The sequence below is a fragment of the Arthrobacter sp. TJ-58 genome (assembly GCF_058269295.1).
In genome coordinates this window covers 536,201-562,167 of the sequence record NZ_JBZCNM010000003.1, presented here as the reverse complement: position 1 = coordinate 562,167, position 25,967 = coordinate 536,201, and the positions used below count along the sequence as shown (strand labels likewise).

General features: G+C 64.9%; 24 protein-coding genes and 2 tRNA genes. 6 read left to right on the top strand and 20 right to left on the bottom strand.

What is annotated here, in order from left to right:
* Positions 1-187 precede the first annotated feature (187 nt).
* Genes AC4D2W_RS12895 through pdhA form a run of 3 tightly spaced genes read right to left on the bottom strand, consistent with a single transcriptional unit; the run spans position 188 to position 3,830 of the window.
* Positions 188-1,615 carry a dihydrolipoamide acetyltransferase family protein gene (locus AC4D2W_RS12895; RefSeq protein WP_490927298.1) on the bottom strand — a complete coding sequence of 476 codons (1,428 nt, stop codon included), beginning with the start codon at positions 1,613-1,615 and terminating at the stop codon, positions 188-190.
* Positions 1,612-2,655: an alpha-ketoacid dehydrogenase subunit beta gene (locus AC4D2W_RS12890; RefSeq protein WP_490927297.1), complete on the bottom strand. Its 1,044-nt coding sequence runs from the start codon at positions 2,653-2,655 to the stop codon at positions 1,612-1,614. Before AC4D2W_RS12890 ends, AC4D2W_RS12895 begins: the two co-directional genes overlap by 4 nt.
* Positions 2,652-3,830: a pyruvate dehydrogenase (acetyl-transferring) E1 component subunit alpha gene (gene pdhA, locus AC4D2W_RS12885; protein ID WP_490927296.1), complete on the bottom strand. Its 1,179-nt coding sequence runs from the start codon at positions 3,828-3,830 to the stop codon at positions 2,652-2,654. Before pdhA ends, AC4D2W_RS12890 begins: the two co-directional genes overlap by 4 nt.
* Before the next feature lie 166 nt (positions 3,831-3,996).
* Here pdhA and AC4D2W_RS12880 point away from each other — a divergent pair, with 166 nt between their 5' ends.
* Positions 3,997-4,467, top strand: coding sequence for an Lrp/AsnC family transcriptional regulator (locus tag AC4D2W_RS12880; protein WP_490927295.1), 471 nt, complete (start codon positions 3,997-3,999; stop codon positions 4,465-4,467).
* 126 nt (positions 4,468-4,593) lie between these two features.
* Here AC4D2W_RS12880 and AC4D2W_RS12875 read toward each other — a convergent pair whose 3' ends face one another.
* Both AC4D2W_RS12875 and AC4D2W_RS12870 read right to left on the bottom strand, forming a co-directional pair.
* The gene (locus AC4D2W_RS12875; RefSeq protein ID WP_490927443.1) at positions 4,594-6,150 is read right to left on the bottom strand and encodes a solute symporter family protein; all 1,557 of its coding nucleotides are present in this window, start codon (positions 6,148-6,150) and stop codon (positions 4,594-4,596) included.
* 83 nt (positions 6,151-6,233) lie between these two features.
* The gene (locus AC4D2W_RS12870; RefSeq protein WP_490927294.1) at positions 6,234-6,605 is read right to left on the bottom strand and encodes a DUF485 domain-containing protein; all 372 of its coding nucleotides are present in this window, start codon (positions 6,603-6,605) and stop codon (positions 6,234-6,236) included.
* 254 nt (positions 6,606-6,859) lie between these two features.
* Between AC4D2W_RS12870 and AC4D2W_RS12865 the strand changes: the two genes are divergently transcribed.
* Genes AC4D2W_RS12865 through AC4D2W_RS12850 form a run of 4 tightly spaced genes read left to right on the top strand, consistent with a single transcriptional unit; the run spans position 6,860 to position 10,711 of the window.
* Positions 6,860-8,065 (top strand): sensor histidine kinase, encoded by a 1,206-nt coding sequence (locus AC4D2W_RS12865; RefSeq protein WP_490927293.1) that lies wholly within the window; start codon positions 6,860-6,862, stop codon positions 8,063-8,065.
* 19 nt (positions 8,066-8,084) lie between these two features.
* Entirely contained in the window at positions 8,085-8,837 is a 753-nt protein-coding gene (locus tag AC4D2W_RS12860) for a LytR/AlgR family response regulator transcription factor (RefSeq protein ID WP_490927292.1), read from the top strand.
* Entirely contained in the window at positions 8,834-9,226 is a 393-nt protein-coding gene (locus AC4D2W_RS12855; protein ID WP_490927291.1) for a DUF485 domain-containing protein, read from the top strand. Before AC4D2W_RS12860 ends, AC4D2W_RS12855 begins: the two co-directional genes overlap by 4 nt.
* Positions 9,227-9,244: 18 nt before the next feature.
* Entirely contained in the window at positions 9,245-10,711 is a 1,467-nt protein-coding gene (locus tag AC4D2W_RS12850; protein WP_490927290.1) for a sodium/solute symporter, read from the top strand.
* 9 nt (positions 10,712-10,720) lie between these two features.
* Here the strand turns inward: AC4D2W_RS12850 and AC4D2W_RS12845 are convergent, their stop codons facing one another.
* From AC4D2W_RS12845 to rpsB, 6 genes are all read right to left on the bottom strand, one after another.
* A complete protein-coding gene (locus AC4D2W_RS12845) occupies positions 10,721-11,299 on the bottom strand; it encodes a DivIVA domain-containing protein (protein ID WP_490927289.1) in 579 nt (192 codons plus the stop codon).
* Between the two features lie 88 nt (positions 11,300-11,387).
* The gene (locus AC4D2W_RS12840) at positions 11,388-12,305 is read right to left on the bottom strand and encodes a phosphatidate cytidylyltransferase (RefSeq protein ID WP_490927288.1); all 918 of its coding nucleotides are present in this window, start codon (positions 12,303-12,305) and stop codon (positions 11,388-11,390) included.
* A gap of 74 nt (positions 12,306-12,379) precedes the next feature.
* Positions 12,380-12,937 carry a ribosome recycling factor gene (frr, locus tag AC4D2W_RS12835; protein ID WP_490927287.1) on the bottom strand — a complete coding sequence of 186 codons (558 nt, stop codon included), beginning with the start codon at positions 12,935-12,937 and terminating at the stop codon, positions 12,380-12,382.
* Positions 12,938-13,317: 380 nt separating this feature from the next.
* Entirely contained in the window at positions 13,318-14,049 is a 732-nt protein-coding gene (gene pyrH, locus AC4D2W_RS12830) for a UMP kinase (RefSeq protein ID WP_400926088.1), read from the bottom strand.
* 135 nt (positions 14,050-14,184) lie between these two features.
* The gene (tsf, locus tag AC4D2W_RS12825; protein WP_490927286.1) at positions 14,185-15,024 is read right to left on the bottom strand and encodes a translation elongation factor Ts; all 840 of its coding nucleotides are present in this window, start codon (positions 15,022-15,024) and stop codon (positions 14,185-14,187) included.
* 133 nt (positions 15,025-15,157) lie between these two features.
* Complete coding sequence (gene rpsB, locus AC4D2W_RS12820; RefSeq protein WP_490927285.1) at positions 15,158-16,039, bottom strand: 30S ribosomal protein S2; 882 nt, start codon at positions 16,037-16,039, stop codon at positions 15,158-15,160.
* Between the two features lie 550 nt (positions 16,040-16,589).
* Here rpsB and AC4D2W_RS12815 point away from each other — a divergent pair.
* The gene (locus AC4D2W_RS12815) at positions 16,590-17,129 is read left to right on the top strand and encodes a M23 family metallopeptidase (RefSeq protein ID WP_490927284.1); all 540 of its coding nucleotides are present in this window, start codon (positions 16,590-16,592) and stop codon (positions 17,127-17,129) included.
* Positions 17,130-17,223: 94 nt separating this feature from the next.
* Here the strand turns inward: AC4D2W_RS12815 and AC4D2W_RS12810 are convergent, their stop codons facing one another.
* The 9 genes from AC4D2W_RS12810 to AC4D2W_RS12770 form a co-directional block, all read right to left on the bottom strand.
* Complete coding sequence (locus AC4D2W_RS12810) at positions 17,224-18,435, bottom strand: acyl-CoA dehydrogenase family protein (RefSeq protein WP_490927283.1); 1,212 nt, start codon at positions 18,433-18,435, stop codon at positions 17,224-17,226.
* Between the two features lie 135 nt (positions 18,436-18,570).
* Positions 18,571-18,644: transfer RNA gene (locus AC4D2W_RS12805), tRNA-Ile, on the bottom strand.
* A gap of 99 nt (positions 18,645-18,743) precedes the next feature.
* Positions 18,744-19,943 carry a glycosyltransferase gene (locus AC4D2W_RS12800; protein WP_490927282.1) on the bottom strand — a complete coding sequence of 400 codons (1,200 nt, stop codon included), beginning with the start codon at positions 19,941-19,943 and terminating at the stop codon, positions 18,744-18,746.
* Positions 19,940-20,881 carry a DMT family transporter gene (locus AC4D2W_RS12795; RefSeq protein ID WP_490927281.1) on the bottom strand — a complete coding sequence of 314 codons (942 nt, stop codon included), beginning with the start codon at positions 20,879-20,881 and terminating at the stop codon, positions 19,940-19,942. Before AC4D2W_RS12795 ends, AC4D2W_RS12800 begins: the two co-directional genes overlap by 4 nt.
* Positions 20,881-21,495, bottom strand: a complete 615-nt coding sequence (locus AC4D2W_RS12790) for a CDP-alcohol phosphatidyltransferase family protein (protein WP_490927280.1) — start codon at positions 21,493-21,495, stop codon at positions 20,881-20,883. The genes AC4D2W_RS12795 and AC4D2W_RS12790 overlap by 1 nt, the downstream gene beginning before the upstream one ends.
* 31 nt (positions 21,496-21,526) lie before the next feature.
* On the bottom strand, positions 21,527-22,309 hold the full coding sequence (locus tag AC4D2W_RS12785; RefSeq protein ID WP_490927279.1) for a phage holin family protein: 783 nt from the start codon (positions 22,307-22,309) through the stop codon (positions 21,527-21,529).
* Between the two features lie 97 nt (positions 22,310-22,406).
* Positions 22,407-23,843: a sugar porter family MFS transporter gene (locus tag AC4D2W_RS12780; protein WP_490927278.1), complete on the bottom strand. Its 1,437-nt coding sequence runs from the start codon at positions 23,841-23,843 to the stop codon at positions 22,407-22,409.
* 123 nt (positions 23,844-23,966) lie between these two features.
* Positions 23,967-25,394: a sugar porter family MFS transporter gene (locus tag AC4D2W_RS12775; protein ID WP_490927277.1), complete on the bottom strand. Its 1,428-nt coding sequence runs from the start codon at positions 25,392-25,394 to the stop codon at positions 23,967-23,969.
* Positions 25,395-25,664: 270 nt separating this feature from the next.
* Positions 25,665-25,737, bottom strand: a tRNA-Asn gene (locus AC4D2W_RS12770).
* Positions 25,738-25,967: the final 230 nt, after the last annotated feature.

Here is a 25,967-nt window from a genome sequence, read left to right as displayed (position 1 = left end):
GACGATGCCGCTTGGGGGCGGGGATAGCGGCATCACTGCGTCATTCGACGGCGGTGAGGGGCACCAACCCGACGCCGCACCTCCGACACTGCACCTACACTGCACATCAACGTGAGCTGAACTGGTTCGGCACGCACAGAACCCGCCGTCCCGAAGTTGGGACGGCGGGTTCTGTCGTCAGTGACTGCTAGATCAGGGTCAGGGCCATGGCGGGATCCGCCAGCACCGTCCCCACGTCGTTGAGGAAACGTGCACCCTGCTCGCCGTCGACCAGCCGGTGGTCGAAGGACAGGCTGAGGGTCATGACCGACCGCACCGCGAGTGCCCCTTCATGGACCCACGGCTGTTCCCGCACCGCGCCGAGTGCCAGGATGCCGGCCTCTCCCGGATTGAGGATGGGCGTTCCGGCATCGATGCCGAACACCCCCACATTGGAGATCGAGAAGGTTCCGCCGGACAGGTCCGCCGGGGTGGTCTTGCCGGCGCGGGCGGTCTGCGCCAGATTGCCTACGGCGTCGGCCAGGGCACGCAGACCCAGGGACTGCGCGTCCTTCACATTGGGAACCATGAGGCCCCGCGGTGTCGCTGCGGCAATACCGAGGTTCACATAGCGGTACTGCACGATTTCCCGTGCGGCCTCGTCCCAGCGCGAATTCAGCGACGGATGCCGTCCCAGCGCCAGGCAGACAGCCTTGGCGGCCAGCGTCAGCGGCGTCAGCTTCACGCCGTCGTACGCCTTGTGGCCGCGAAGGCGCGCCAGCAGTTCCATCGAAGCCGTGACGTCCACGGTCAGGAAGACGGTCACGTGCGGTGCCGTGAAGGCACTGGCTACCATTGCCGCGGCGGTGTGCTTGCGCATTCCGGCGATCGGGATCCGTTCCTCCCGGACACCCGGGGAAACGGCGGACGACGGCGGCGGCAGCGACGGGGTGCCGGCCTCCGGCGGCTGCTGCACAGCTGCCTCGCCCGTGCCATCTGCCAGGTTTTCGGCGGCCCGGGACACATCGGAACGGACAATCAGGCCGTCCGGTCCCGTTCCGTCCAGGTTTGCCAAATCCACCCCGAGATCCCGGGCGAGCTTGCGCACCGGCGGAGACGAACGGGGGCGCTCCCGCGGCGGCGCAGCGGCTTCCTGCGGCAGGGCCGGTTCGACAGGCCGAACCGGCGCTGCGGGGGCAGGCGGCGCCGGGGCAGCCGGTTCCACCGCCGTGGCGGCAGCCTGCGGTGACACCCCGGTCAGCCAACGGCGCCGCGCCGGCCGGCCGGTCTTCTCGGGAACTGCCCCGTAGCCGACAAGGTTGGGGGTGCGCTTCAGCGGTTCCGAACCGGACAGATCTGCCCGCACAACGCCCTCGGCCAGTCCTCCCTCATCCCCGCCGCCGATGTCGAAGGACACGATGGGAGCGCCGACTTCCACCACGGATCCGGCCTGCTCATGCAGCAGCGCCACGGTTCCTGCGTAGGGTGAGGGCAGTTCCACCACGGCCTTGGCCGTTTCCACGTCGGCAATGACCTGGTTCAGGGTGACCTTGTCCCCTACTGCCACATGCCAGCTGACGATCTCGGACTCGGTGAGTCCTTCGCCCAGGTCCGGGAGGCGGAATTCCTTGATCACAGACCGGCTCCTTCCAGGATGGCGCGCGCTTCGCCGGCGGCATCCCGGGCACTGAGCGAGTTGGGGCGGCGCAGGGCCCGGTCCACGCCGTCGAGGATCCGGTCCAGATCCGGCAGGTGGTGGTGCTCGAGCTTGGAAGACGGGTACGGAACATCAAAGCCGGTGACCCGAACGGGTGCATGCTCGAGGAAGTCGAAGCAACGCTCGGTGATGCTGGCGGAGATTTCGGCGCCCACGCCGCCGGATTTTCCGGCCTCATGGGTGATGACGAGCCGGCCCGTCTTCCGGACGGAGGCTTCCACCGTGGCGAAATCCACCGGTGACAGGGACCGCAGGTCAATGACTTCCACGGAAACGCCCTCATCCGAGGCGGCCACGGCCGCGTCAACGGCGGTCATGACCAGCGGACCGTAGGTCACAAGGGTCACGTCGGTGCCTTCGGTGACCACGCGTGCGGAGCCCAGCGGCAGCGCGCCGTCAAGGTCCTCATTAACTTCGCCCTTGACGTGATAGCGGCGCTTGGGCTCAAAGAACAGCACCGGGTCGTTGCTGATGATGGCCTGCTGGATCATGGTGTACGCATCCTGCGGGTTGGATACGCTGACCACGCGCAGTCCGGAGGTGTGGGTGAAATATGCTTCCGGAGACTCCGAGTGGTGCTCAGGTGAACCGATGCCGCCGCCGAAGGGCACGCGGATGGTCAGCGGCATGTTGACGGCACCGCGGGTGCGGTAGTGCATCTTGGCGACCTGGCAGACAATCTGGTCAAAGGCCGGGTAGATGAACCCGTCGAACTGGATTTCCACCACCGGACGGTAACCGCGGAAGGCCAGCCCGACGGCGGTGCCCATGATGCCGGATTCGGCCAGTGGGGTATCAATGACGCGGTGTCCGCCGAAATCCTTCTTCAGCCCGTCGGTGATGCGGAAGACGCCGCCGAGGGTGCCGATGTCCTCCCCCATCAGGACGACCTTGGGGTCGGCGTCCATGGCGGCGCGGAGCCCGGCGTTGATGGCACGGCCAAAAGTCATGGTGCTCATGCGCGCTCTCCCTTCGTGTGGGCCGCAGCCTGGTCAGTGCCGCCGTCGTCTTCCGTGCCGTACACGGCGAGGTAGCGGGCGTATTCCTCCTGCTGGTTCTCCAGCCAGGAGTTGGGTTCGGCGTAGACATGCGCAAAGAGTTCCATTGCCGCAGGCGGTGCCATGCCGATGCAGGCCTGGCGCAGTTCAGCGGCCACAGCGTTGGCGTGGGCGGCCACCGATTCCGCAAACTCGCCGGTGAACAGGCCCTCGGACCGCAGCAGGGCTTCCACCCGGCTGATCGGATCCTTGGCCCGCCATTCCTCCAGTTCCGCGGCGTCGCGGTAGCGGGTGGGATCATCCGCGGTGGTGTGCGGACCCATCCGGTAGGTCACGGCCTCGATGAAGCTGGGCCCTCCCCCGCTGCGTGCCCGTTCCAGGGCCTCGCGGGTGACGGCCATGACGGCGAGGACGTCGTTGCCGTCCACCCGGACGGAGGGAATGCCGAAGCCCGGGGCGCGGTTGGCGATGGGCACCTGTGCCTGCAGGCCCACCGGCTCTGAAATGGCCCATTGGTTGTTGGAGCAGAAGAAGACAACGGGCGCATGGAAGCTGGCCGCGAAGACCATCGCCTCATTCACGTCGCCCTGGCTGGTGGCGCCGTCGCCGAAATAGGTGATGACGGCGTCGTCCGTTCCGTCGGCAACCACGCCCATGCCGTAGCCTGCCGCGTGCAGCGCCTGGGCGCCGATGATGACCTGGGTGGGGGCCATGTTGACGGTGAACGGATCCCAGCCGGCGGCGGCGTTGCCCCGCCACATGCGCATCAGGGACTCCGGGTCCACGCCGCGGCACCAGGCAACCCCGTTTTCACGGTAGCTCCCGAACACGAAGTCGCTGGCCCGCAGGGTGCGGGCGGAGCCGATCTGGGCGGCTTCCTGGCCCAGGAGCGGCGGCCAGAGGCCCAGCTCACCCTGGCGCTGCAGTGCGGTGGCCTCGGTGTCGATCCGGCGGATGACCACCATGTCTTCGTAGAGGGCACGCAGCTGGTCTGCATCAACATCGGAGACCCAGTGGTCGTAGTCGGAGGATGCCCGGGAACCGTCGGGACGGATCAGCTGGACGTAGGGGCCGGCAGCGGTAGCGCCGTCATGGGAAATTCGAACAGGAGTATGCAGAGACACGTCGGTACGCATCCTTCCGTGTTGGGCCCCAGGGGTGGCGGGACCGAACCGATGCCCGGGCGACGTTGCCCGGATAACTGTGACACTACTCACACTTATCAGGCGGCACAACCGTTTCCGGATTCGCTGCGCATTATGCTCTACGGGTCGCCATTCGGCCGTGCTAATCTTTCGCACTATGCCTCTGGACAGTACCGACACCCGCCTGCTCCTTGCCATGGCCCGGGATCCGCGGCGCACGGTTGTAGCTCTGGCCACGGCCCTGGGAATCTCCCGCAACACGGTCCAGGCCCGGCTGGCGCAGCTGGAAAAGAAGGCAGTGTTCCTGTCCTTCGAACGCAGGATCAGCCCGGCCGCGCTGGGTTATCCGCTGATGGCTTTTGTCCATGTGCACGTGCAGCAGCAACAGCTGGCCGCCATCACCGCCCAGCTGGCCGGCATCCCGGAAGTAGTGGAGGCCCACGGCCTGACCGGCGACGCGGACATCCTCCTGCGCGTGGCCGCCGTTGACGCCGAGGACCTGTTTCGGATCAACAAGGCCATTCTCGCGGTGCCCGGCGTCGAACGCTGCGATACCAATCTGGCCATGGGCGAGCTCATTCCGTTCCGGGTCACTCCCCTGCTCGAACGCGGCGACGCCGAAGACTGACTCCCGGACGCCGCCCGGCCCGCGCCAAAGGCTTCCGCCCCGCCCACAAAAGCCCCGCCAACGCAAACACCCGGTCCCCTGCCGAAGCGGGGAACCGGGTGTTGGTCCGGGAAGATGCGCGGAAGGCTAGTGGTCCACAGCCTTTTCCGCGCCGACACCGGTCAGGGACCGGACTTCCATCTCCGCCTGCTTCTGCGGGGACTCGTCGTCCTTGCCCAGGACGGTGCCGAGCCAGCCCAGCAGGAAGGCCAGCGGGATGGACACCAGGCCCGGGTTGTTCAGCGGGAAGACCGAGATGTCGATCCCCGAGACCATGGACGTCTCGGCCCCGGAGAACACCGGCGAGAGGATGATCAGCAGAATCGCCGAGATGAGGCCGCCGTACATGCTCCAAATGGCACCCTGGGTGTTGAAGCGGCGCCAGTACAGCGAGTACAGGATGGTGGGCAGGTTGGCACTGGCGGCAACCGCGAAGGCCAGGGCCACCAGGAAGGCCACGTTCTGACCCTGCGCACCGATGCCGCCGAGAATGGAAATCACGCCGATTACCAGCACCGTGCGGCGGGCGACCTTGACCTCGCCGTCGGGGTCCACCTTGCCCTTGCGGATCACGTTGGCATAGATGTCATGCGCAAAGGACGCCGCAGCCGTGATGGTCAGACCGGCCACCACAGCCAGGATGGTTGCGAATGCCACCGCGGATATCAGGCCCAGCAGCACCGGCCCGCCCAGCGCAAAGGCCAGAAGCGGAGCTGCCGAGTTCACGCCGCCGGGGGCGGATGTGATGGTCTCCGCGGGAATCAGCGCGGCAGCGCCGTAGCCCAGGACCAGGGTGAAGAGGTAGAAGATGCCGATCAGCCAGATGGCCCAGACCACGGAGCGGCGGGCTTCCTTGGCCGTAGGCACCGTGTAGAAGCGCATCAGCACGTGCGGCAGGGCTGCGGTGCCCAGCACCAGGGCCATGCCCAGGGATACGAAGTCCAGGCGGGTGGTTCCGGTCTTGCCGTAAGCCAGGCCGGGGTTGAGGATATCCGGGTTGCCGGAGGTTTCCACCGCCGCACCGAGCAGTTCGGAGAGGTTGAAGCCGTTCTGGGCCAGGACCCAGACGGTCATGACTCCGGCACCGGCAATGAGCAGGCAGGCCTTGATGATCTGCACCCAGGTGGTGCCCTTCATCCCGCCGATCAGTACGTAAATGATCATCAGGGCGCCGACGACGGTGATCACCAGGGACTGGCCGATCTTCGAGTCGATGCCCATCAGCAGGGAGACGAGTCCGCCGGCTCCGGCCATCTGGGCCAGCAGGTAGAAGAAGCAGACGGCCAGGGTGGTGATGGCCGCGGCGATGCGGACCGGGCGCTGCTTCAGGCGGAAGGACAGCACATCGGCCATGGTGAATTTGCCGGTGTTGCGGAGCATTTCCGCCACCAGCAGCAGTGCCACCAGCCAGGCCACGAGGAAGCCGATGGAGTACAGGAAGCCGTCATATCCGTTGATGGCGATGGCGCCCACGATGCCCAGGAACGACGCCGCCGAGAGGTAGTCACCGGCAATGGCCGTTCCGTTCTGCGGTCCGGTGAAGGACCGGCCGGCGGCGTAGTAGTCAGCCGCGGTCTTGTTGTTGCGGCTGGCCCGCAGCACAACGATCAGCGTCACGGCCACGAAGAGGCCGAAGATGAGCATGTTCAGCCAGCCGGTTTCCCGGACGGCGTCGGCGGAAACGGGTGTATCCGCCGATGTGAGGTTCGCCGTAATGTTCAGGGGATTCATTTGGCCTCCTCCGGACGCCGGACGCCCTTAGCTTCAAGTTTTTCGCGCAGGTCCGCGGCAATGGGATCCATCCGGCGGTTGGCGTAGCTCACGTACCCCATGGTGATGGCGAAGGTGGTGACAAACTGCAGCAGCCCCAGGATCAGGCCAACGTTGATGTTCCCCCAGACCGGGGTAGACATGAAGTCGTGGGCGTAGTCGGCCAGCAGTACGTACGCGAAGTACCAGAGCAGAAAGAGTACGGCCATCGGGAAAATGAAGCTGCGCTGCCGCTTGCGCAGCTCCTGCAGCTCGGGAGATTTCTGGACCTCCGTGAAATCGACCGCCGCCGCGTGGGCGCCCGATCGCGGGACTTGTTTTCTTGCCATCGCTCCTCCTTGAGTGGGGCACATCGGCCGCGGGCCGTCCCGAACCGCCGTCGGGAGCCGGCACCGGGCCCGGGCATTACGCATGAATAGTGATCCCCATCACTGTCCTATGGCTGGCACCTCCGAACCAGTTTCACCGCGCGTGCCTCGATGAGCGGTCATTTCCCTGCGGTGAACGGTCCCGCCGCCGCTCGCCGGGCCGGCCTTCGCAGTGTCGGAACGGGTGCTGCCCCGGCGGCGGCTAGGGTGGGGGCATGTTCAGCCCCGCCGTCGATGTTGCCGTGGTGTGCGCCGTCGCGCTCCTGACCGTGGCGGTCATCGGTTTTCTGGGCTACCGGCTCAGCAGGTCCCAGCGGGACCTCGGCTCGGATTCGGAGCGCGCCGCCTACGCCGCTCTGCATACGGCCACCCTTGCGTCCCGGCACCTGCGCGCCGGGCTGACCGTTTCGGGTGCGGGCAAGGCATCCCGCCACCTGCGCGCACTGCTGGGCTGCGACACCCTGGTGCTGGCGGACGCGGCAGCAGTCCTGGCGTGGGAAGGTTCACTCCCGGACACGCCAGCGTCCCGGGCCAGGCTGCTGGCGGCGGCCCGCACGGTCCTCAACAGTGGCCGGACCCGGGTTTTCCGCGGTGCCTCACTGCGGTCCCTGGGGTTCGACGATGACGGCGGCCGGCACCTGCTGGTGTGCCCGCTGCAGGTGAACCGCAAAACGGTGGGGACGCTCGCCGTCTTTACTCCCTCTGTCAGTGCCGGTCTGGTGCGTGCCGTCAACGACGTTGCCGGCTGGGTGTCCGGCCAGATGGAACTGGCAGAACTGGACACCTCGCGGACGCTGTTGATGGAGGCTGAGGTCCGTGCACTGCGGGCCCAGATCAGCCCGCACTTCATCTACAACTCGCTCAACGCGATCGCCTCCTACATCACCACGGATCCGGTGCGGGCCCGCGAGCTGGTGGTGGAATTCGCCGATTTCACCCGCTATTCCTTCCGCCGCAGCGGCAACTTCACCACCGTGGCCGAGGAGCTGGAAGCGATCAACCGCTATCTGCTGCTGGAACGGGCACGCTTTGGGGACCGCCTCAAGATCAGCCTGCAGATCGGCCCGGAAGTCCTGGGAACCGTCATCCCGTTCCTGTCGCTGCAGCCGCTGGTGGAAAATTCGGTGCGTCACGGCCTGGAAGCGGACGACGGCGAGGGCCACATCACGATCACAGCCGCCGACGCAGGTTCTTCCGCGGTGATCACCATCGAAGACAACGGGGTGGGGATGGATCCCGATTACCTCAGGTCGGTTTTGGCCGGACACGCCGACGGCGATCACGTGGGCCTGCGGAACGTGGATGTCCGGCTGCGCCAGGTCTACGGCGAGGACCACGGCCTGGTGATTGACACCGCTCCGGGAGCCGGAACCCTCATCACCATGCGCATACCCAAGTCGCAGCCGGGCCACCGGGCCTGAGTCTTGTAGCGTGTTGCACATGTCCGTACCCGGAAAATCCGTTCCCCGGCACCTGAGCGTGGTGGTGGCTGATGACGAGCTGCCCGCCGTCAATGAGCTGGCGTTCCTGCTCGGCCGCGATGCCCGGATCGGCGAGATCCACCGGGCCACCAGCGGGGCGCAGGCGCTGGCACTGGTGCGCGACCACCCGGTGGATGCCGTATTCCTGGACATCCATATGCCGGGGATGTCCGGCTTGGAGCTCGCTGGTGCCCTGGGCAGTGGAGACCGCCCCCCGGTTCTGGTGTTCGTGACCGCGGACGAGGAGCAGGCACTGGCGGCGTTCGACCTTGCCGCCGTGGACTACCTGCTCAAACCGGTCCGGCCGGAGCGCCTGGCTGAATCCGTGCGGCGGATCTGCGATCAGGCGGCGGAGGCGGCGACCGGGGATGACGACGTCGTTACTGTGGTCCAGGGCGGCACCACGCGCATCATCCGCCGCGAGGATATCCGCTACGTGCAGGCACAGGGCGACTATGCCCGCCTGCACACGCAGGACGCTTCCTACCTGATCCGTGTGCCGCTGGCCGAGCTGGAAGAGCAGTGGGCCGAAGCGGGTTTTATCCGCATCCACCGCTCCTACCTGGTGTCCCGGGCCCATATCCGTCAGGTGCGGATGGTGGGCGGCCGCGCAAGCATCAGCGTCGGTGCGGCGGAACTGCCGGTCAGCAGGCGCCACCTGCCCCGGGTCCGAAGCACCCTTTCAGCCAGCCGGGTCCGGTCCCGCACATGAGCAGCGATGCTCCCGCGGGGGCCGGGCAGCCGCGGCGCGTGCGGGTCACCGCCCCGCTCAGCGTGCCCGTGCCATCCGCCCCCTACACGGTGTCGCGGGAACTTGATGAACAGACCGAAGTGGGTGAACTGTTCATCGGTTCACTGATCCGCTCCCAGCTGCGGCTGGCCCTGGTGGTTGCCGGCGGTTTCCTGCTGATTCTGCTGGGCGTGCCGGTACTCCTGGCATTCCTGCCGGTGATTGCCGATCTGACGCTGTTTAGCATTCCGATGCCCTGGTTCCTGCTGGGCGCCGGGGTGTATCCGCTGGTGATCGTCTGCGGGGCGCTGTATATCCGCAGCGCTGCCCGCAATGAACAGCGGTTCCTGGACCTGGTCGATGATGCCTGAGCAGACCGGGGTGCGCAGATGAATCCGGCCGCCGGCTTCGCCGCCCTTGCAACGGTCAGTGCGGCCACGCTGCTGATCGGTGCGTACGGGCTGCGCATCTCGCGGACCACCGGAGACTTCTATGTGGCGTCCCGGACGGTCCGGCCCTGGTGGAACGCCTCGGCCATCGGCGGAGAATACCTGTCCGCGGCGAGCTTCCTGGGAGTGGCCGGACTGATTCTGGTGTCCGGTGTGGATGCCCTGTGGTTCCCGATCGGCTACACGGCCGGCTATCTGATGCTCCTGCTCTTCGTGGCTGCTCCGCTGCGCCGGTCCGGGGCGTACACCATTCCGGATTTTGCCCAGGCCCGGTTGGAGTCGCTGCTGGCCCGCCGGGTCACGAGCCTGCTGGTTATCGCCGTCGGCTGGCTGTACATAGTGCCGCAGCTGCACGGCGCCGCGCTGACCATCCGCACCACCACCGGACTTCCCGGCTGGACCGGTTCCGTGGCGGTGGTGGTGATTGTCTGCCTCAGCGTCATGACCGGCGGCATGCGCTCCATCACTTTTGTGCAGGCGTTCCAGTACTGGCTGAAGCTGGCGGCCATCGCCGTGCCCGTGCTGTTTGTCCTTTTCCGGATCTCCGACGCCGGGCTGCCCTGGAGCAGCGGCGGATCAGCGCTTGCGGCGGCCCTGGATCCCCAGGCTCACGCTTCCCTGTACCGGAACATTTCGCTGACCATTGCGCTGCTGTTCGGTACCCTGGGCCTGCCTCATGTACTCGTGCGCTTCTACACGAACCCGGACGGAGCCTCGGCCCGGCGGACCACCCTGATTGTGCTCGGTCTGCTCTCCCTGTTTTACATTTTCCCCACTATTTACGGGGTGCTGGGGCGTATTTACACACCGGAGCTGGCGGCGGGAGGCGCGGATACCACCGTATTGCTGCTGCCGGGGCGGGTGTTCGACGGCGCTGCCGGAGACCTGCTTTCGGCGCTCGTGACGGCCGGCGCTTTTGCCGCGTTCCTGTCCACCACCTGCGGCCTGGTGGTGTCCCTGGCCGGCGTACTGAGCCAGGAATTGTTCCGCGGCAGTGTCCGGGGGTTCCGGTTCTGTGCCGTGCTGGCCGCCGTCGTGCCGCTGGGGCTGGCGCTGCTGACCAGCTCGCAGGCCCTGGCCGGAAGCGTGGGCATGGTGTTTGCCTTTACGGCCTCCACTCTGTGCCCGCTGCTGTTGCTGGGAATCTGGTGGCGGGGGCTGACTTCTCCGGGCGCGGTGGCCGGGATGGTGACCGGGGCTGTGCTGTGCGGAGGCTCAATGGTGGCCGGCGGCACGCTGGCGGCGGCCGGACGGGCGATTCCCGTGTGGCTGGAACAGCCGGCCGCGTGGACCGTGCCGGCTGCGTTCGCGGTGACCGTGGGGCTTTCCCTGCTGCGGCCCGGCCTCGCTCCGGCCGGAGCTGCCAAGACCCTGGCCCGGCTGCACACGCCCGAACGGCGGCGCTAAAGGCCGGCCTTAATCGACCGAAGCCATCACTTCCACCACGCGGTCCAGGAACGCGTCCACCTGTGTTTCCTCGTACCCTTCCTGGCCCTTGGCCTCCCGGAAGACGGCCCGGCGAACCGCGTCCACGCTCAGCGGCTGGTCATTTTCAAAGTAGCCCAGCAGCTCGGTACACAGCGCATCAACATCATCAACGTTGTAGCTGGGCACGTTGCGCTTGCCGGGACGGCGGAACCGCTCCCCGGGCTTGCGGTGCAGACGGCCGCGGAGAACCGCGGAGATTCGCCCGATCTGCAGCAACCATGATTCCTCGCCCTTGGCCTGGACCAGCTGGTCCCGCTCACGCTGGGCGAATTCATCTTCAAGCCGGTCCAGCGCTGCGTCCACGGCCTGGGGCTCGTATCCGCCCTTGGCCGGATCGAACGCTACGGACCGGATGTCCCGGCTGGAAATGATCTCGGCATCCGCGCCCCCCGCGTCGTAGCCGCTCCGGGCCCGGGTCAGGAATTCATCAACCTGCCGGGTGTTGTACCCGTACTCCCTGCGCCCCACGCGCTCAAAAGGGGCATCGGCCTGCCGGGCTTCGTCCATGTTCTGCTGTTCCTCCGAAGGTCATGCCGCTTGCCGAGACTGATGAAAAACCTGTGGTCATCTTACGTTGGTGCCCGTCCGGTTCCGGCTAGGCGCCGGGGACCAGCAGAACCGAGATCATGAAGACCACGGGAGAGGCAAAGACTATCGAGTCCAGCCTGTCCATGATGCCGCCGTGGCCGGGCAGCAGGTTGGACATGTCCTTGACGCCAAGCTCCCGCTTGATCATGGATTCGGAGAAATCTCCGGCAGTGGCTGCGGAGACCGTGGCAACAGCCAGGACAAGACCAAACCACCACGGCTGGTCCAGGAACACCAGGGACGCAACAATGCCGACAACCGTGGCTCCCGCCGCCGAACCCGCAAATCCCTCCCAGGATTTCTTGGGGCTGATCTTGGGTGCCATTGGATGTTTGCCGAAGAGTGCGCCCACCAGGTAACCGAAGGTGTCATTTGAAACCACCAGAAGCAGCAGGACGGCCACGCGGACCTGGCCGCCCGGCTCCCCCAGCAGGAGCATGGCAAAGCTGAGCAGGAAGGGAACCCACAGCACCACAAAGATGCCGGCCATGATGCTGCGCACGGCGTCCTCGGCCGAGTCGATGGTTCTCCACAGGAGGACCGCCACCACCGTCGCCACCAGTGCGAAGGCCAGCGACTCGCTGCCGCCGAAATACGCGGCCAGCGGCAGGGCCACGGTTCCCGCCAGCACCGGTGCCATCGGCACCTTAATGCCGCGCACCGCCAATGCGCGGCTGACTTCCCAGACACCGACGCCGGCAAACACCGTGGCAATGGCCACGATCGCGAACGGGAAGAACAGCAGTCCTGCCAGGAGCGCACCGAGCAGGATGACCCCGACGGCGATGGCGGCCGGCAGGTTGCGGCCTGCTTTGGAGGGTTTGGCCGGGGGCTTCGGCGGTTTCGCAGCTGCCCCCGTCACCGCGGTTGCACGCTTGGAGGCCTTCGCCCGTTTGGGAGATCCGGTTCCGTCGGTAGCACTCATGTCCATGGCCTTTGCTGCCGGGTCAGTCTCAAGGGACGCACCGCCAGCCCTGTTTGGAGGCTGGTCGTTGCTCATCAGACCTCGAGCAGCTCGGCTTCCTTGCGCTTGAGCAGATCATCGATGGAATCGGTGTGGGCCTTGGTCAGGGCATCCAGGTCCTTTTCGGCCCGGTTGCCGTCGTCCTCGCCAATCTCGCCGTCCTTGACCAGGCGGTCCAGGGCATCCTTGGCCTTGCGGCGGATGTTGCGGACCGAGACCTTCGCGTCTTCGCCCTTGGTCTTGACGATCTTGACGTACTCCTTGCGGCGGTCCTGCGTCAGCTCGGGCATGACAACCCGGATGACCTTGCCGTCGTTGGAGGGGTTTGCTCCCACCTCGGAGTCGCTCAGCGCACGCTCAATGGCGCGAAGGGCTGAAACGTCGTACGGGGTGATCAGCAGGGTGCGGGCATCCGGCGTCGCAAAGGAAGCCAGCTGCTGCAGCTGCGTGGGAGAACCGTAGTAGTCCACCAGGACCTTGGAGAACAAAGCGGGCGTGGCACGGCCGGTGCGGATCGTTGAAAAATCCTCCTTGGCTACCTCCACCGCCTTGTCCATTTTGTCGGTGGCCTCTTTCAAGGTTTCGTCGATCATGGTGTCTCCTAACATCCAAAAGTGTCCACGCGCTGGTGGCCGGGCTCTCTATTCATCCTAAGCCAAAAGGGTCAGGGATCCCTGCACCGAGCCTGCGAGGCGGAGGGTGGACCCTCTGGCGCAAAAGGGTCAGGGTTCCCTGCACCGAGCCTGCGAGGCGGAGGGGGGACCCCTCTGGCGCAAAGGGTCTTAGGTTCCCTGCACCGAGCCTGCGAGGCGGAGGGGGCGGGGCCTGCGGGACCTGGACCGGCGGCAACGATGTCCCCTCGGCCGCGGGCGGCCTCCGGAACAATAAAGCCGCCTTCCTCCAGGCCCCTTCGGCCGCGCCGCTCCGGGTCCCCTAGGGACACTGAGGACCCTAAGGGACCGGCGTCGGTCCGCTAGTTCGAAACGATGGTGCCGATCTTTTCGCCGCGGATGGCGCGGGTGACGTTGCCTTCGCCCTCCATGCCGAAGACAACCATGTTCAGGTCATTGTCCTTGCACATGGTCATGGCCGTCTGGTCCATCACGCGGATGTCCTGGCGCAGGGCGTCGTCGTAGGTCAGGGTCTCGAGGCGCGTGGCGCTGGGATCCTTGTTGGGGTCGGCGGTGTAGACGCCGTCGACGCCGCTCTTGGCCATGAGGACCTCGTCTGCGTGCACTTCCAGGGCACGCTGGGCAGCCACGGTGTCCGTGGAGAAGTACGGCAGGCCGGCGCCGGCGCCGAAGATCACGACGCGGCCCTTCTCGAGGTGCCGGATGGCGCGCCGCGGGATGTAGGCCTCAGCCACCTGACCCATGGTGATAGCGCTCTGGACGCGGGTTTCAACGCCTGCCTGCTCCAGGAAGTCCTGCAGTGCCAGGCAGTTCATGACGGTGCCGAGCATGCCCATGTAATCTGCGCGGGAGCGGTCCATGCCGCTCTGCGAAAGTTCAGCGCCGCGGAAGAAGTTTCCGCCGCCCACAACAATGGCCACTTCCACTTCACCGACCGTTGCGGCGATCTGCTTGGCTACGGCACGCACAGTGTCAGGGTCGACGCCGAGTTTTCCGCCGCCGAAAACCTCTCCGGAGAGCTTGAGCAGAACGCGGCGTCGCGTCAAATCGGTGTCTTTCAGGACGTGGGCCATGGTGCCTCCCGGGGCATAGGAAAAGATGTTCTCAGAGGTGAAATAGCGGTTTTGGGCAAACAAAAGGGGCGGCCACCTTGGTGGCTGCCCCTCGTGTTCATGATGACGTATCCGCCGGATCCAGAGCCTTGGAGGCTAGGCGCCTACGCGGAAACGGGCGAAACCGGACGGTGTGGTTCCGGCCTCTTCGAGAACCTTCGCCACAGTCTTCTTGGCGTCCTTGGCGAACGGCTGGTCCAGCAGGACGATTTCCTTGAAGAAACCGGTCAGGCGGCCTTCGACGATCTTGTTCAGCGCGGCTTCGGGCTTGCCCTCGGCGCGTGCCGTCTCGTCAGCGATGCGGCGCTCGTTCTCTACGGTTTCGGCGGGAACTTCGTCGCGCGTCAGGTAGGTGGGAGCGTAAGCAGCGGTGTGCACGGCAATGTCGTGTGCAGCGGTCTTGGCTTCTTCGCTGTCGCCGTCAACGGCAAACAGAACGCCAACCTGGGCCGGCAGGTCCTTGGAGGTCTTGTGCAGGTAGGCGTCGACGGTCTTGCCTTCGATGCGCGCTACGCGGCGGACAACAACCTTCTCGCCGAGGATTGCACCTTCTTCGATGACAACCTCGGACAGCGGCTTGCCGTCGACGTTGTAGGCCAGCAGCGTTTCAGCGTCGGCAGCAGCAGACTCAACAGCAGCGGCCAGGACCTTGTCAGCCAGCTCAATGAACTTGGCGGACTTGGCAACGAAGTCGGTTTCGCAGTTGAGCTCGACCATAACGCCCACGGTGCCGTCGATGACCTTGGCAGCAACCAGGCCCTCGGCAGTGGAACGGCCTTCGCGCTTGGTGGCGCCCTTCAGGCCCTTGATGCGGATGAGCTCCATGGCCTTCTCGGCGTCGCCGTTGGCCTCGTCGAGAGCCTTCTTCACATCCATCATGCCGGCGCCGGTGCGCTCGCGCAGAGCCTTGATATCAGCAGCGGTGTAATTCGCCATTTGGACTCCAGTCCTCCCGTTATAAGTTTTGGTGAGATTCCGCCAGAGCGGCTGGCCGGAAAATCCGGCCAGCCGCGCCAGCAGATACCCCGAATCACCGCTGACAGGCAGCGGTGATCCAAGGAACTTCTATTTACTTCTCTGTTGCGTCCGCGGCGGGGGCAGCAGCTTCGGCCGGAGCTTCAGCTTCTGCAGCCGGAGCTGCTTCAGCGGCAGCATCTGCAGCCGGAGCTTCTTCAGCGGCGGGGGCAGCTGCGCCTTCGAGGAGTTCGCGCTCCCACTCAGCCAGCGGCTCAGCAGCAGCTTCCGTGTTGCCGGACTTGTTGTGGCGGGCGATCAGGCCCTCAGCAACGGCGTCGGCAATAACGCGGGTCAGCAGGTTGACGGAGCGGATGGCGTCGTCATTGCCCGGGATCGGGAAGTCAACGTCATCGGGATCGCAGTTGCTGTCCAGGATGGCAACAACGGGGATGTTCAGCTTCTTGGCCTCGTCAATGGCGAGGTGTTCCTTCTGGGTATCAACGATCCAGACCACGGACGGAGCCTTGGTCAGGTTGCGGATGCCGCCGAGGTTGGTCTGCAGCTTGGTGAGCTCGCGCTTCAGCAGCAGCAGTTCCTTCTTGGTGTGGCCGGAACCGGCAACATCGTCGAAGTCGATTTCTTCGAGTTCCTTCAGACGCTGGATGCGCTTGGCAACGGTCTGGAAGTTGGTGAGCATACCGCCGAGCCAGCGCTGGTTCACGTAGGGCTGGCCAACACGGGTGGCCTGCTCGGCGATGGCTTCCTGAGCCTGCTTCTTCGTACCAACGAAGAGAACGGTTCCGCCGTGGGCAACGGTGGCCTTGACGAACTCGTAGGCACGGTCGATGTAGGACAGCGACTGCTGCAGGTCGATGATGTAGATGCCGTTGCGCTCGGTGAAGATGAAGCGCTTCATCTTCGGGTTCCAGCGACGGGTCTGGTGTCCAAAGTGGACGCCGCTGTCGAGCAGCTGGCGCATTGTAACGACGGGCATGTCGTCACTCCTTCCGGCAGCAGTAGGCGTGCCGAAGCACATGGATCCTGCTGCCAATTGACGGTTGATAGCTGTACGCCCGGGCGGGCGAAGCTCCTGGCGCCCATCAGCTGAATCAGCATGTCTTTCCTGCCGGCTTACCGGACCGATGGAAAGGCACCCGCGGCTTCCCGAGAGAAGGACACGGATAATTGGGGCACGCGTAGTCAGTTTCCGGTGCCGAAAACCGCCTGCGCTTCGGTGAAGCGCGTGTCGGCTTTCCCCCTGCGGGCAGGGAACATGGCACAGCAAACTGCTTCGTCAACTATACACCAGCCTCCGCGGGCTTTTGTCCTCCACCAGGACGCGGAGGGCGACGGCGGGGCAGAGTTTTCCACAGGCCGCACGGAACGGCCGACGACGGCGGACCGGTGGCACACGATGAGCCATGGACATTTTCCGGAGCTGGCCCCGAACCTCGGGAATATTCTCATCCTGCCGTCACCCGGGCGGGGCGGGAGGCCGGTTATCTGTTCTTCGCTCGGCAGGGCTCCCAGCCGCCCTGGCCGCAGTGCTCTTTGCGGCGCTGCTTACCGCAGTGCTCACCGCGCTGCCCGGCAGCGGGACCGCTCCGGCTTCCGGCGCTTTGGGGCCGCCCCGGCTTGCCGCGCAGCCCGCGTCCGCCTATGAACCGGCGTGGAGTTGGCCGATCTCCCCCGTGCCGGGGGTGGTGCGACCGTTCAAGGCCCCGCCGCAGCGATGGCTGAGCGGTCACCGTGGAGTTGACCTTGCCGCACAGCCGGGGATGCCCGTCCTCAGCCCTGACGAAGGAACAGTGGTGTTTGCCGGGTGGGTGGTCAACCGTCCGGTCATTACCGTTGATCTGGGCGAGGGGCTGCTCGCGAGTTTTGAACCGGTCGACGCGGCAAAGTCCCCCGGGGACAGGGTGGCCGAAGGTGAAGCCATCGGCGTTGTTTCCGCACCGACGGCTGCGTCCCACTGCCCGGACTCCTGTCTCCACTGGGGCGTCCGGCTCCACGGCGAGTACGTCAATCCGCTGAAGTTTGTGACGGACCGCAGGCCGTCCATCCTGCTGCCTCTGCGCGATTAGCAGCGGAAGCGGTTAGCAGCGGATAAAGCCCGCTCGAAGCGGTTAAAGAAATGCGGCCAGTCCCCGCAGGGACTGGCCGCACCGGCAGAACCGGTTAGACGAAGGCAGCTACGCCCGTGATGGCGCGGCCGGTCACGAGTGTGTTGATCTCGTACGTTCCCTCATAGGAGTAGATCGCCTCGGCGTCGGCGAAGATCTTGGCCATGCCGTAGTCGGTGACAATGCCGTTGCCGCCCAGGATGCTGCGGCCCAGGGCCACCGACTCGCGCATGCGGGCGGTGGTGAAGGCCTTGGCCAGTGCGGACTGTTCGTCCTTGGCGCGGCCGAGGTCCTCGAGCTGGGCCAGGCGGACCATCATGCCCAGCGAGGCGACGGTGTTGCCCAGGATCTTGACGAGCTGCTCCTGCACCAGCTGGAAGGAAGCCAGCGGCTTGCCGAACTGCTGGCGCTCCACGGCGTACTTGCGGGCCACATCGAAGGCGGCCATCTGCTGGCCCACTGCCTGCCAGGCAACAGCGAGGCGCGTGACCTTCAGGACCTTGTTGGTGTCCCGGAAGCTGTTGGCGCCCTTGAGGTGGAAGTCATCGCTGACCACCACGTTGTTCAAGACAATATCCGCGTTCTGTACCGTGCGCAGCGCGATCTTGTTTTCGATCTTGGTGGCGCTGTAGCCCTCGGTCTTGGTGTCCACAAGGAAACCCTTGACCTGGTTGTCTGCAAGGTCGCGGGCGTAGATGACTACCCAGTCGGAGAACGTGGCGTTGCCGATCCAGCGCTTTTCACCGTTGAGGATCCAGTTGTCCCCCTCGCGGCGGGCGGTGGTGCGGGTGCCGCCGGCGACGTCGGATCCGCCCAGCGGTTCGGTCAGGCCGAACGCGCCGATCTTCTTCATGGAGTAGATGTCCGGCAGCCATGCGGCCTTCTGCTCCTCCGAGGCCAGTGCCTCGATGGATCCGGTGAACAGACCGTCGTGGACGCCCAGGAAGGTTGCAAAGGAGGTGTCCGCACGGGTGAACTCGGCGTGGCAGAGACCGGCAAAAAGGTTGGAGTGGCCCTGGCGGTAGACCGGGCTCATGACGTCCAGCTCGGCGATCTTCGGGATCATGTGGTGCGGGAATTCCCCGGCGTTCCACCAATCAGCGGCATGCGGGGTGACTTCGGCCTTCAGCCAGGCACGGACTTCGTGGAGACGGTCCCGTTCCTTGTCGGAGAGCAGATCCTCAAATGCGTAGAAGTCGCCGTCCGCGTACGGGAGGTTATTGGCGTCGATGGTTGCCATAAAGAAATATCCTTCGCTGCTGATCATCAGTGATCCGGGGCCGTAAGGCCGGGTTCCCCCATGTTACCCACGAGTAACATGATGTACAACACGCTGCCGTTAGTCCCTCCGGATGCAAAAAAGCCGCGGCACGAAGAATTCGTGCCGCGGCTTTCACCTGCGTAGGGCTGGTGGGGCTTGAACCCACGACCCACGGATTATGAGTCCGCTGCTCTGACCAGCTGAGCTACAGCCCCCGGGATCCCCTCGGGGCGCATGTGCCCCAAAGGGGCAATAGAGCCATCCTAGTGGCACCTCCGTCCGTCCCACCAATCCGGGGTTCCCCCGGCAGGGAACTAGATGCTTCCCTGCACCACCGGGCGTCCGTAGTAGAGATCCTCAAACGTATCCAGCGTGGCGTCCAAGCTGTGTCGGTCCACCATGGACCGGCTGTGTGCACCCATTGCTGTCCGCTCTGCCGGGTCCAGTTCCAGGATGGAGGTCAGCCGTTCGCTGAGCTCATCGCTGTTGCCGGGCTGGAACAGGTATCCGTTCCGGCCCGCATCCACCAGATGCGGCAGGGCCATGGCATCGGCCAGCAGTACCGGGGTGGAAGCGGACATGGCTTCCAGCGTCACCAGCGACTGCAGCTCGGCGGTGCCGGGCATGACAAAGACATCCGCCCGCTGATAGGCCCGCCGCAGCTCCTCGTCGGAGACCAGTCCGCGGAAGACGACGCGGCCTTCCAGTCCCAGCTGTTTCGCCTGCGCCTGCAGACTGCCCTTGACTTCGCCTCCGCCGATGATTTCGGCGTGCACCCGCAGATGCGCCGGAACCTTGGCCACTGCGTCGATCAGCACGTCCACGTGCTTTTCTTCGGCCAGCCGGCCCACAAACAGGACCGTGGGATGTTCGTGCGGCTCAATCGTCTCGCCCGGCTGCAGTTCATAGACCGACGCGTCGATGCCGTTGGAGAGGGGCAGCACGTCCGGCAGGAAAGCATGGGCATGCATGGCCTTCGCAGCCAGCGGCGTGGGAGTTGTGACGGCAGCGGCCCGGCCCATGATCTTGCCCATGTCCTTCCACGAGTTCTTGGCGACAATGTCCTTCAGCCACCGCGGGAACGGCAGGAACGGGTCAAGATTCGCGGGCATGAAGTGGTTGGTGGCGATGACGCGGATACCGCGCTTTTCCGCCTCGTAGAGGGTGTACTCCCCCACCATGTAGTGGCACTGGATGTGCACGACGTCGGGCTGGACCCGGTCGAAGAGGAGGCTGATTTCCTTCTTGATTTCCCACGGCAGGCAGATGCGCCAGTACTCATGGGTGGGGACGCCGTGGGATCGGAGCCGGTGCACGGGCCACTCGCCGTCCAGGTCCGAGCGGCTTCCGCCGTCGACGTCGTTGGGGGCCAGCACATGGACATCGTGGCCGCGTCCGTTCAGCCCGCGGGCCAGGCGGTAGCCAAACTGGGCGGCACCATTCAGGTGCGGCGGATAGGTGTCGCACGCTATGAGGATGGTCAGCGGTTTGTCGGCCGATGTGTCGTCGGTCACTGGGAGTCCCTCTTTTGGTCTTTCGGAGTTTTTGCGGCGCCCTGCTTTTGCCGGCGCCGTGCCTCTGCCCTGCGTTGGATCACGTCGGGGTGATAGCGGGAGAGGGCAACGACCCCCACGATAGCAATCAAAGCTGCGACTCCCATGGCAACGGCAGCCACGGCAGGCACATCCGGCACCAGTTCGTTCAGGACGCCGATTCCGATGGCAATGCCCACCATGGGATCGATGACGGTCAGGCCTGCGATAACGAGGTCCGGCGGTCCGCTGGAATAGGCGCTCTGGACGAACCAGGCCCCGAGACCGCCGGCAACCGCGATGCCGAGGAGGGTGTACCAGGGCACGTTGAGCAGGAACCGGCCGTTGGGGTTGAGCAGGTCGCCTGCAATCACTTTGGTCAGCACTGCAACGAACCCAAAGAGGACTCCCGCCCCCACGATGAACCCGATCGCGCCGATGCCCCGGCCAAAGAGAGCGTTGATGGTGCCGAAAAACACCACGACCACCGCGAGGATCAGCACGATGGTCAGCTCCTGGGCAGGCCGGACCTCCTGTTCGTCCCGTGTCACGCCGACGGCGAGGGAGACAAACAGGGCACTTCCCACCACACACGCCACAATCGACGCCACGGTGATGCGGTTCATCCGCAGCCCCTGGTCACGCGAGTTGACCACAGTGGTGATCACCAGGGCGATGGATCCGATCGGCTGGACTACTGTCAGCGGTGCCAGTGTCAGCGCCGTGACGTTCAGCGCGGTGCCGACCCCCAGCAGAAACAGTCCCAGCAGCCATCTCGGATTGCGCAGCAGCCGCAGGAACCGGGATGAATTCAGTTCCAGCCCGCCGGTGTTGGCGCTGACCGCACTTCCCTGGCGCTGGGCGCCAAAGGCCAAAAACACGGCGCTTGCCAGAGCACAGGCAATGGCTATTCCGACCATCAGCCGACCGCGCTGCGTGCCCGGGCGAACTTGGCCCGGGAAGCCTGCAGGTAGCCTGCCGCTGCCAGGATATGGCCGGCGCAGCCCAGAGCCAGCACGGCGGTCCCGGCGGCGGACAGCCAGCCGAAATCGAACCCGGGCACCCGCTGGAGCAGGAGCAGCGGGGCTCCCAGCAGCAGCAGTGCCGTGCGGATCTTGCCGATGTTGCTGACCGGAAGATCGGGGCTGCCGCGGAACAGCAGCAGCGAGGTGAGGATGAGGACGGCGTCAGGAATCACGATGCAGAGGACCAGCCATGCCGGGGCAATGCCCTCCACCACAAACGTGGCTGCGACGATGATCAGGGCCAGGCGGTCCGCGACGGCATCAAGCCATTTGCCCGTCTTGGACACCTGTCCCAGCCGGCGGGCCAGATAGCCGTCCACCCAGTCGGTGGAACCCACCGCCACCAGCGTCAAAAACGCCGGGCCGTAGGCTTCACGGACCGTTAGCCAAACGAACAGCGGCACTCCGAGAAAACGAAGGGCCGTGACCAGGTTGGGAACGGTCCGGAAGGTGTCCAGTTCCGCTGTTACACGGTCCGGACGCGTTCCTGCACCGATCAACCTGATCACGGCCCACTCCCCTTGTCAGCGATGATGGGACTTATTTTTTGGCGAGCCTGCGCATCATGATGACCATGGCCAGCAGGGAAGCGGCAAGCACGGTCAGCGGCTGCCAGCGTTCCTTGATCAACGCCATGATGTCCTCGCTGCCGGAGGCTCCGCGGGAGGATCCGTCCTTGCGGTGCTGGGCCGCACGGCGGGCCTTGAGTTCCTTGATCTGTTCCTTGACGTCGGCTTTCTCACCGAGGCCGTCACGGACAGCTGCCATGTGCTCGCGGCGCTGGCGGGTGCGGGTACGCAGTTCCTCGGGAGTGGGCGGCTTGGGGCCGTCCTCTTCCTGGTCCTTCTTCTTTTTGTCCTTGTCCTTGTCCTTGGGTTCCTTCGGCTTCTTCTCCAGGGTGGCGGGATCGAAGCTGCGGCCCTCCTTGAGGACCCCAAGGTCATAGCGCAGCCCGTGGATTGCTTCTTCGGGCAGCAGCGGCAGGGTCTTCTTGAACCGGCTGTAGCCGATGAATCCCCCCACAGCAGCAATGATCAGGAACAACAGGGCCACCAGCAGGGCGGCAAGCCAGCCAGGCATGACCGTGCCCAGTCCGAGGATGGCCGCGACAATCAAGGCGATGGCCAGGGCGGCGATAAAGAGCAGCGCCACCACCATGAACGCGGCGGCAATGCCGGCCTTCATGCCCTTCTGCTTCATTTCGGCCGTAGCCAGGCCTAGTTCGTCATTCAGTTGGCGGGGGGTCAGCCGGGCCATCACCTTTGCCAACCCGACCAGTGAGGAATTCCCCGTGGCCCTTCGTGTGCTAGCGGAGCGATTCATGCGCCCTGCCTCCGTCTCCTGATTAATCTTCGCCGTTGCCATTATCCAAAATTACCATTCTCCTCAGCTTTCACACTGTGAACAGGGCGGCAGCCGCCTAGGTGGTTTCCAGCCCTTCGCGGTCTTCAAGCTCACGGCCGGAGAATTCGGGCAGCTTTGTCTTGACGAACCAGAAGGAAAGAACGGCGAAGATGGTGAAGATCGCGTACATGATCCAGACCCCGAAGTTATCGCTCACCCAGGGGAAGGACAGGGTCACGATGAAGTTGAAGATCCAGTTGACCATGGCGCCCAGGCCCAGGGCGAGGGACCGGATGTTATTGGGGAACACTTCGCCCAAGGTGACCCACATAACCGGTCCCCAGGTGGCGGCGAAGAAAATCACGAAAAGGTTTGCGCCGACCAGCGCAACCGGACCCCACATGCCGGGCAGCTCCACGTTGTCGCCCATGCCCTCTGCCTGCGAGAAGGAAAGGGTGGCCATCAGCAGGCCTACGAACATTCCCGCCGAACCGATCATCAGCAGCTTGCGGCGGCCGATCTTGTCCACAAAGGCAATGGCCACGACGGTCATGACCACGTTGATGATCGAGGTGATCACCGAGGTCGTGAAGGAATCGCTCTCGCTGAAGCCCACGGACCGCCACAGGGTGGTGGAGTAGTAGAAGATGGCGTTGATGCCCACGAGCTGCTGGAACGCGGCGATGGCCATGCCCACCCAGAGGATGGGCTGGAGGCCCAGCTTCGGGCCGCGCAGATCGCGGAAGGTGGGCTGCTTGTTATTGAAGCTGTCCCTGATCTGGCGGATTTTCAGGTCCGTGTCCGTCACGCCGGAAACCGAGCGGAGCACCTTGGCTGCGTCTTCATCCCGGTTATTGCGGACGAGGTACTGCGGAGATTCAGGAATGGTCAGTGCCAGGATGCCGTAGACGATCGCGGGAACTACGCCAACCAGCAGCATCCAGCGCCAGGCGGCAAGCCCCCACCACAGCTGTCCCATGGCACTGCCGGCGGAATCCGCGAGGAAAGCGTCAGAGAGCAGCGCTGCGAAGATGCCCAGGGTGATGGCGAGCTGCTGGACCGAGCCAAGTGCCCCGCGCCATTTGCTCGGCGCAACCTCGGCGATGTAGCCCGGTGCGATGACGGAGGCGGTACCAATGGCCAGGCCGCCCACCAGGCGCCACCACATCAGGTCCCACTCGCTGAAGGCATAGGCGGAACCGATGGAGTTGGCGGCAAACAGGACTGCGGCACCAACCATCACCTTCTTCCGGCCCAGCCGGTCTGCAAGCTGACCGGCGAACCAAGCTCCGACGGCGCAGCCCAAGAGTGTGATGGCGACCGTGAACCCGAGGACCCCGGGACTGAGCGTAAATTCTTCGCCAATGGCATCAACGGCACCGTTGATGACCGCGGTGTCGAACCCGAACAGCAGGCCGCCCACTGCTGCCGCCACGGTGACGGCAATCACCTTGAAGGGATGGGCCACCTTCTCTGATTCGCCCGGATTAGGCTTTGGCTGGCTTGCGCCCATGGAAGGTTCCTCTGTCTCTCGTATGGTTGTGAATAAAATTTCCGACCCAAACCTAGCAATCCTACGCATAACCCTAGGCATGTTGGGCTGGCGTGGGAACACACATGGGCCAACGGAACCCTGTCAGTGCGGCGAGAGTTTGGAGTCGTCGATGTCCTTCCCGGAGAACTCGGGAAGCTTCTGCCGGACAAACCAGAAAGAGATGAAGGCAAAGAAAGTAAAGGCCGAATAGGCCGCGGCGGGCCCTAGGTTCGAATTCACCCACGGAAACGCCAGCGTAATGGCGAAGTTGAATATCCAGTTCACCATGGCGCCGATACTCAGTCCGATTGAGCGGATGGTTGTGGGGAACATCTCCCCCAGCGTCACCCACATCACCGGTCCCCAGGACGCGCCGTAGAAAATCACGAACAGATTTGCACCAACCAGCGCCACGGCACCCCAGGGTGCCGGAAGCGAAACGTTGTCTCCGGTGCCGGTGGCTTGGAAAAAGGACACGGCCGTGGCCAGCAAACCAACCGTCATGCCAATGGAACCGGTGAGCAGCAGCTTTCGACGCCCGATCCGGTCGATAAAGGCAATGGCAACCAGGGTGGTCAGGACGTTGATAACGGCGGTAATGACCGACGTCGTAAAGGAATCCGAGGCGCTGAAGCCAACGGATTCCCAGAGCGTGGTGGAGTAATAGAAAATGACGTTGATGCCCACGAGCTGCTGAAGCGCCGCAATAGCCATACCTATCCACAAAATTGGCTGCAGACCCAGCGCAGGGCCCCTCAGGGCACGGTAACTCCCGGTGGATTCCGAAAAACTCTGCTGGATTTCGGTCATCTTTGAATCCGTGTCCTCCACTCCACTGATGGTGGACAGGATTCTGGCTGCCTTGGCCCGCTGGTTCTTGCGGACCAGGTAGTACGGCGATTCCGGGATGACGAGGGCCAGGATCCCGTACACGACGGCAGGAACCACCCCCACCAGCAGCATCCACCGCCAGGCTTCCAGTCCAAGCCAGTGCACGGCGAGGGCGCCGCCGTCGTCTGCCAGGACGGCATCCGAGAGGAGCGCGCCGAAAATGCCCAGCGTAATCGCCAGCTGCTGCACCGAGCCCAGGGCGCCGCGCCAGCGGGAGGGCGCTATTTCGCCGATGTAGGCCGGAGCGATCACCGAGGCCGCACCGATGGCCAGACCGCCCACAAAGCGCCAGAGGATCAGCTCGACGTCGCTCTGGGCCAGCGCGGATCCCAGCGAGTTGGCGGCAAAAACGATGCCGGAGATCACCATCACTGGGCGCCGGCCCCAGCGGTCCGCGAGACTGCCCGCAAACCAGGCGCCCACCGCAGAGCCGAGCAGGGCTATGGCGACTGTGAACCCGAGGAGCCCGGACCCCAGTCCGAAGGTGTCGCCGATCGCGTTCACCGCACCGTTGATGGCGGCACTGTCGAAACCGAAGAGGAGTCCGCCTACGGCTGCGGCTCCGGTGGCCAGCAGGACACGGCCGGTGTGGATGCTTTCGGGACCGCCGTCTTCTGCCCGCGTCTGATTGCTCGCCATAGCCGCTCCTCGGATTCGAGGCCCCAGGCCGGCGTAGCCCGCCGAAGAATATCCATGGTGCCGCGTTGCCTAAAACTCTACGGCTGCGGGGTGGACCCGCAGCAGAGCAGAACCCGAAATCGGGGCCGAAAAGCACTTCACCACACCGCCGGCTTGCAGGCCGGCCCGCGCGGAAGACAGTCTTCACGGTCGGCGTCCGGCGGATAGCGGTCCCCGCGCACAAAAAACGGCCCCCTGGGAGGCATGTTCTGCCTTCCAGGGGGCCTCTTGCTCCTCCGACTGGACTTGAACCAGTAACCCTTCGATTAACAGTCGAATGCTCTGCCAATTGAGCTACGGAGGAAAGCGCGAGTTCTACTATACAGGGTTTTGGGGGTGCCTATACACATTGTGATGTGTTCTGCCTCTCATCTTCCGAGGCTCCGGCCCGGTCAGCGGAGCTCATGAACGCTCGCCTTTATCAAGATTCTTATAGGAACCGCAACCGGCAACGGGTTTTCCGGTGCCGGCAGCAGCATTACCCTTGACCCCGCCGTGAAACGTTCTTAGCGTTGCCCGCCCGGCGCTTTCTTG

What these genes read in the sequence shown, in the direction of transcription:
- AC4D2W_RS12870 (WP_490927294.1), bottom strand. Translation starts at nt 6,605, where the DNA reads ATGGCAAGAAAACAAGTCCCGCGATCGGGCGCCCACGCGGCGGCGGTC.
- AC4D2W_RS12785 (WP_490927279.1), bottom strand. Translation starts at nt 22,309, where the DNA reads ATGAATCGCTCCGCTAGCACACGAAGGGCCACGGGGAATTCCTCACTG.
- AC4D2W_RS12865 (WP_490927293.1), top strand. Translation starts at nt 6,860, where the DNA reads ATGTTCAGCCCCGCCGTCGATGTTGCCGTGGTGTGCGCCGTCGCGCTC.
- AC4D2W_RS12850 (WP_490927290.1), top strand. Translation starts at nt 9,245, where the DNA reads ATGAATCCGGCCGCCGGCTTCGCCGCCCTTGCAACGGTCAGTGCGGCC.
- rpsB (WP_490927285.1), bottom strand. Translation starts at nt 16,039, where the DNA reads ATGCCCGTCGTTACAATGCGCCAGCTGCTCGACAGCGGCGTCCACTTT.
- AC4D2W_RS12875 (WP_490927443.1), bottom strand. Translation starts at nt 6,150, where the DNA reads ATGCTCATCTTCGGCCTCTTCGTGGCCGTGACGCTGATCGTTGTGCTG.
- AC4D2W_RS12880 (WP_490927295.1), top strand. Translation starts at nt 3,997, where the DNA reads ATGCCTCTGGACAGTACCGACACCCGCCTGCTCCTTGCCATGGCCCGG.
- pyrH (WP_400926088.1), bottom strand. Translation starts at nt 14,049, where the DNA reads ATGGCCCACGTCCTGAAAGACACCGATTTGACGCGACGCCGCGTTCTG.
- AC4D2W_RS12780 (WP_490927278.1), bottom strand. Translation starts at nt 23,843, where the DNA reads ATGGGCGCAAGCCAGCCAAAGCCTAATCCGGGCGAATCAGAGAAGGTG.
- AC4D2W_RS12840 (WP_490927288.1), bottom strand. Translation starts at nt 12,305, where the DNA reads ATGAGTGCTACCGACGGAACCGGATCTCCCAAACGGGCGAAGGCCTCC.
- AC4D2W_RS12855 (WP_490927291.1), top strand. Translation starts at nt 8,834, where the DNA reads ATGAGCAGCGATGCTCCCGCGGGGGCCGGGCAGCCGCGGCGCGTGCGG.
- tsf (WP_490927286.1), bottom strand. Translation starts at nt 15,024, where the DNA reads ATGGCGAATTACACCGCTGCTGATATCAAGGCTCTGCGCGAGCGCACC.
- AC4D2W_RS12775 (WP_490927277.1), bottom strand. Translation starts at nt 25,394, where the DNA reads ATGGCGAGCAATCAGACGCGGGCAGAAGACGGCGGTCCCGAAAGCATC.
- AC4D2W_RS12890 (WP_490927297.1), bottom strand. Translation starts at nt 2,655, where the DNA reads ATGAGCACCATGACTTTTGGCCGTGCCATCAACGCCGGGCTCCGCGCC.
- AC4D2W_RS12860 (WP_490927292.1), top strand. Translation starts at nt 8,085, where the DNA reads ATGTCCGTACCCGGAAAATCCGTTCCCCGGCACCTGAGCGTGGTGGTG.
- AC4D2W_RS12810 (WP_490927283.1), bottom strand. Translation starts at nt 18,435, where the DNA reads ATGATCAGCAGCGAAGGATATTTCTTTATGGCAACCATCGACGCCAAT.
- AC4D2W_RS12795 (WP_490927281.1), bottom strand. Translation starts at nt 20,881, where the DNA reads ATGGTCGGAATAGCCATTGCCTGTGCTCTGGCAAGCGCCGTGTTTTTG.
- AC4D2W_RS12845 (WP_490927289.1), bottom strand. Translation starts at nt 11,299, where the DNA reads ATGGACGAAGCCCGGCAGGCCGATGCCCCTTTTGAGCGCGTGGGGCGC.
- pdhA (WP_490927296.1), bottom strand. Translation starts at nt 3,830, where the DNA reads ATGCGTACCGACGTGTCTCTGCATACTCCTGTTCGAATTTCCCATGAC.
- frr (WP_490927287.1), bottom strand. Translation starts at nt 12,937, where the DNA reads ATGATCGACGAAACCTTGAAAGAGGCCACCGACAAAATGGACAAGGCG.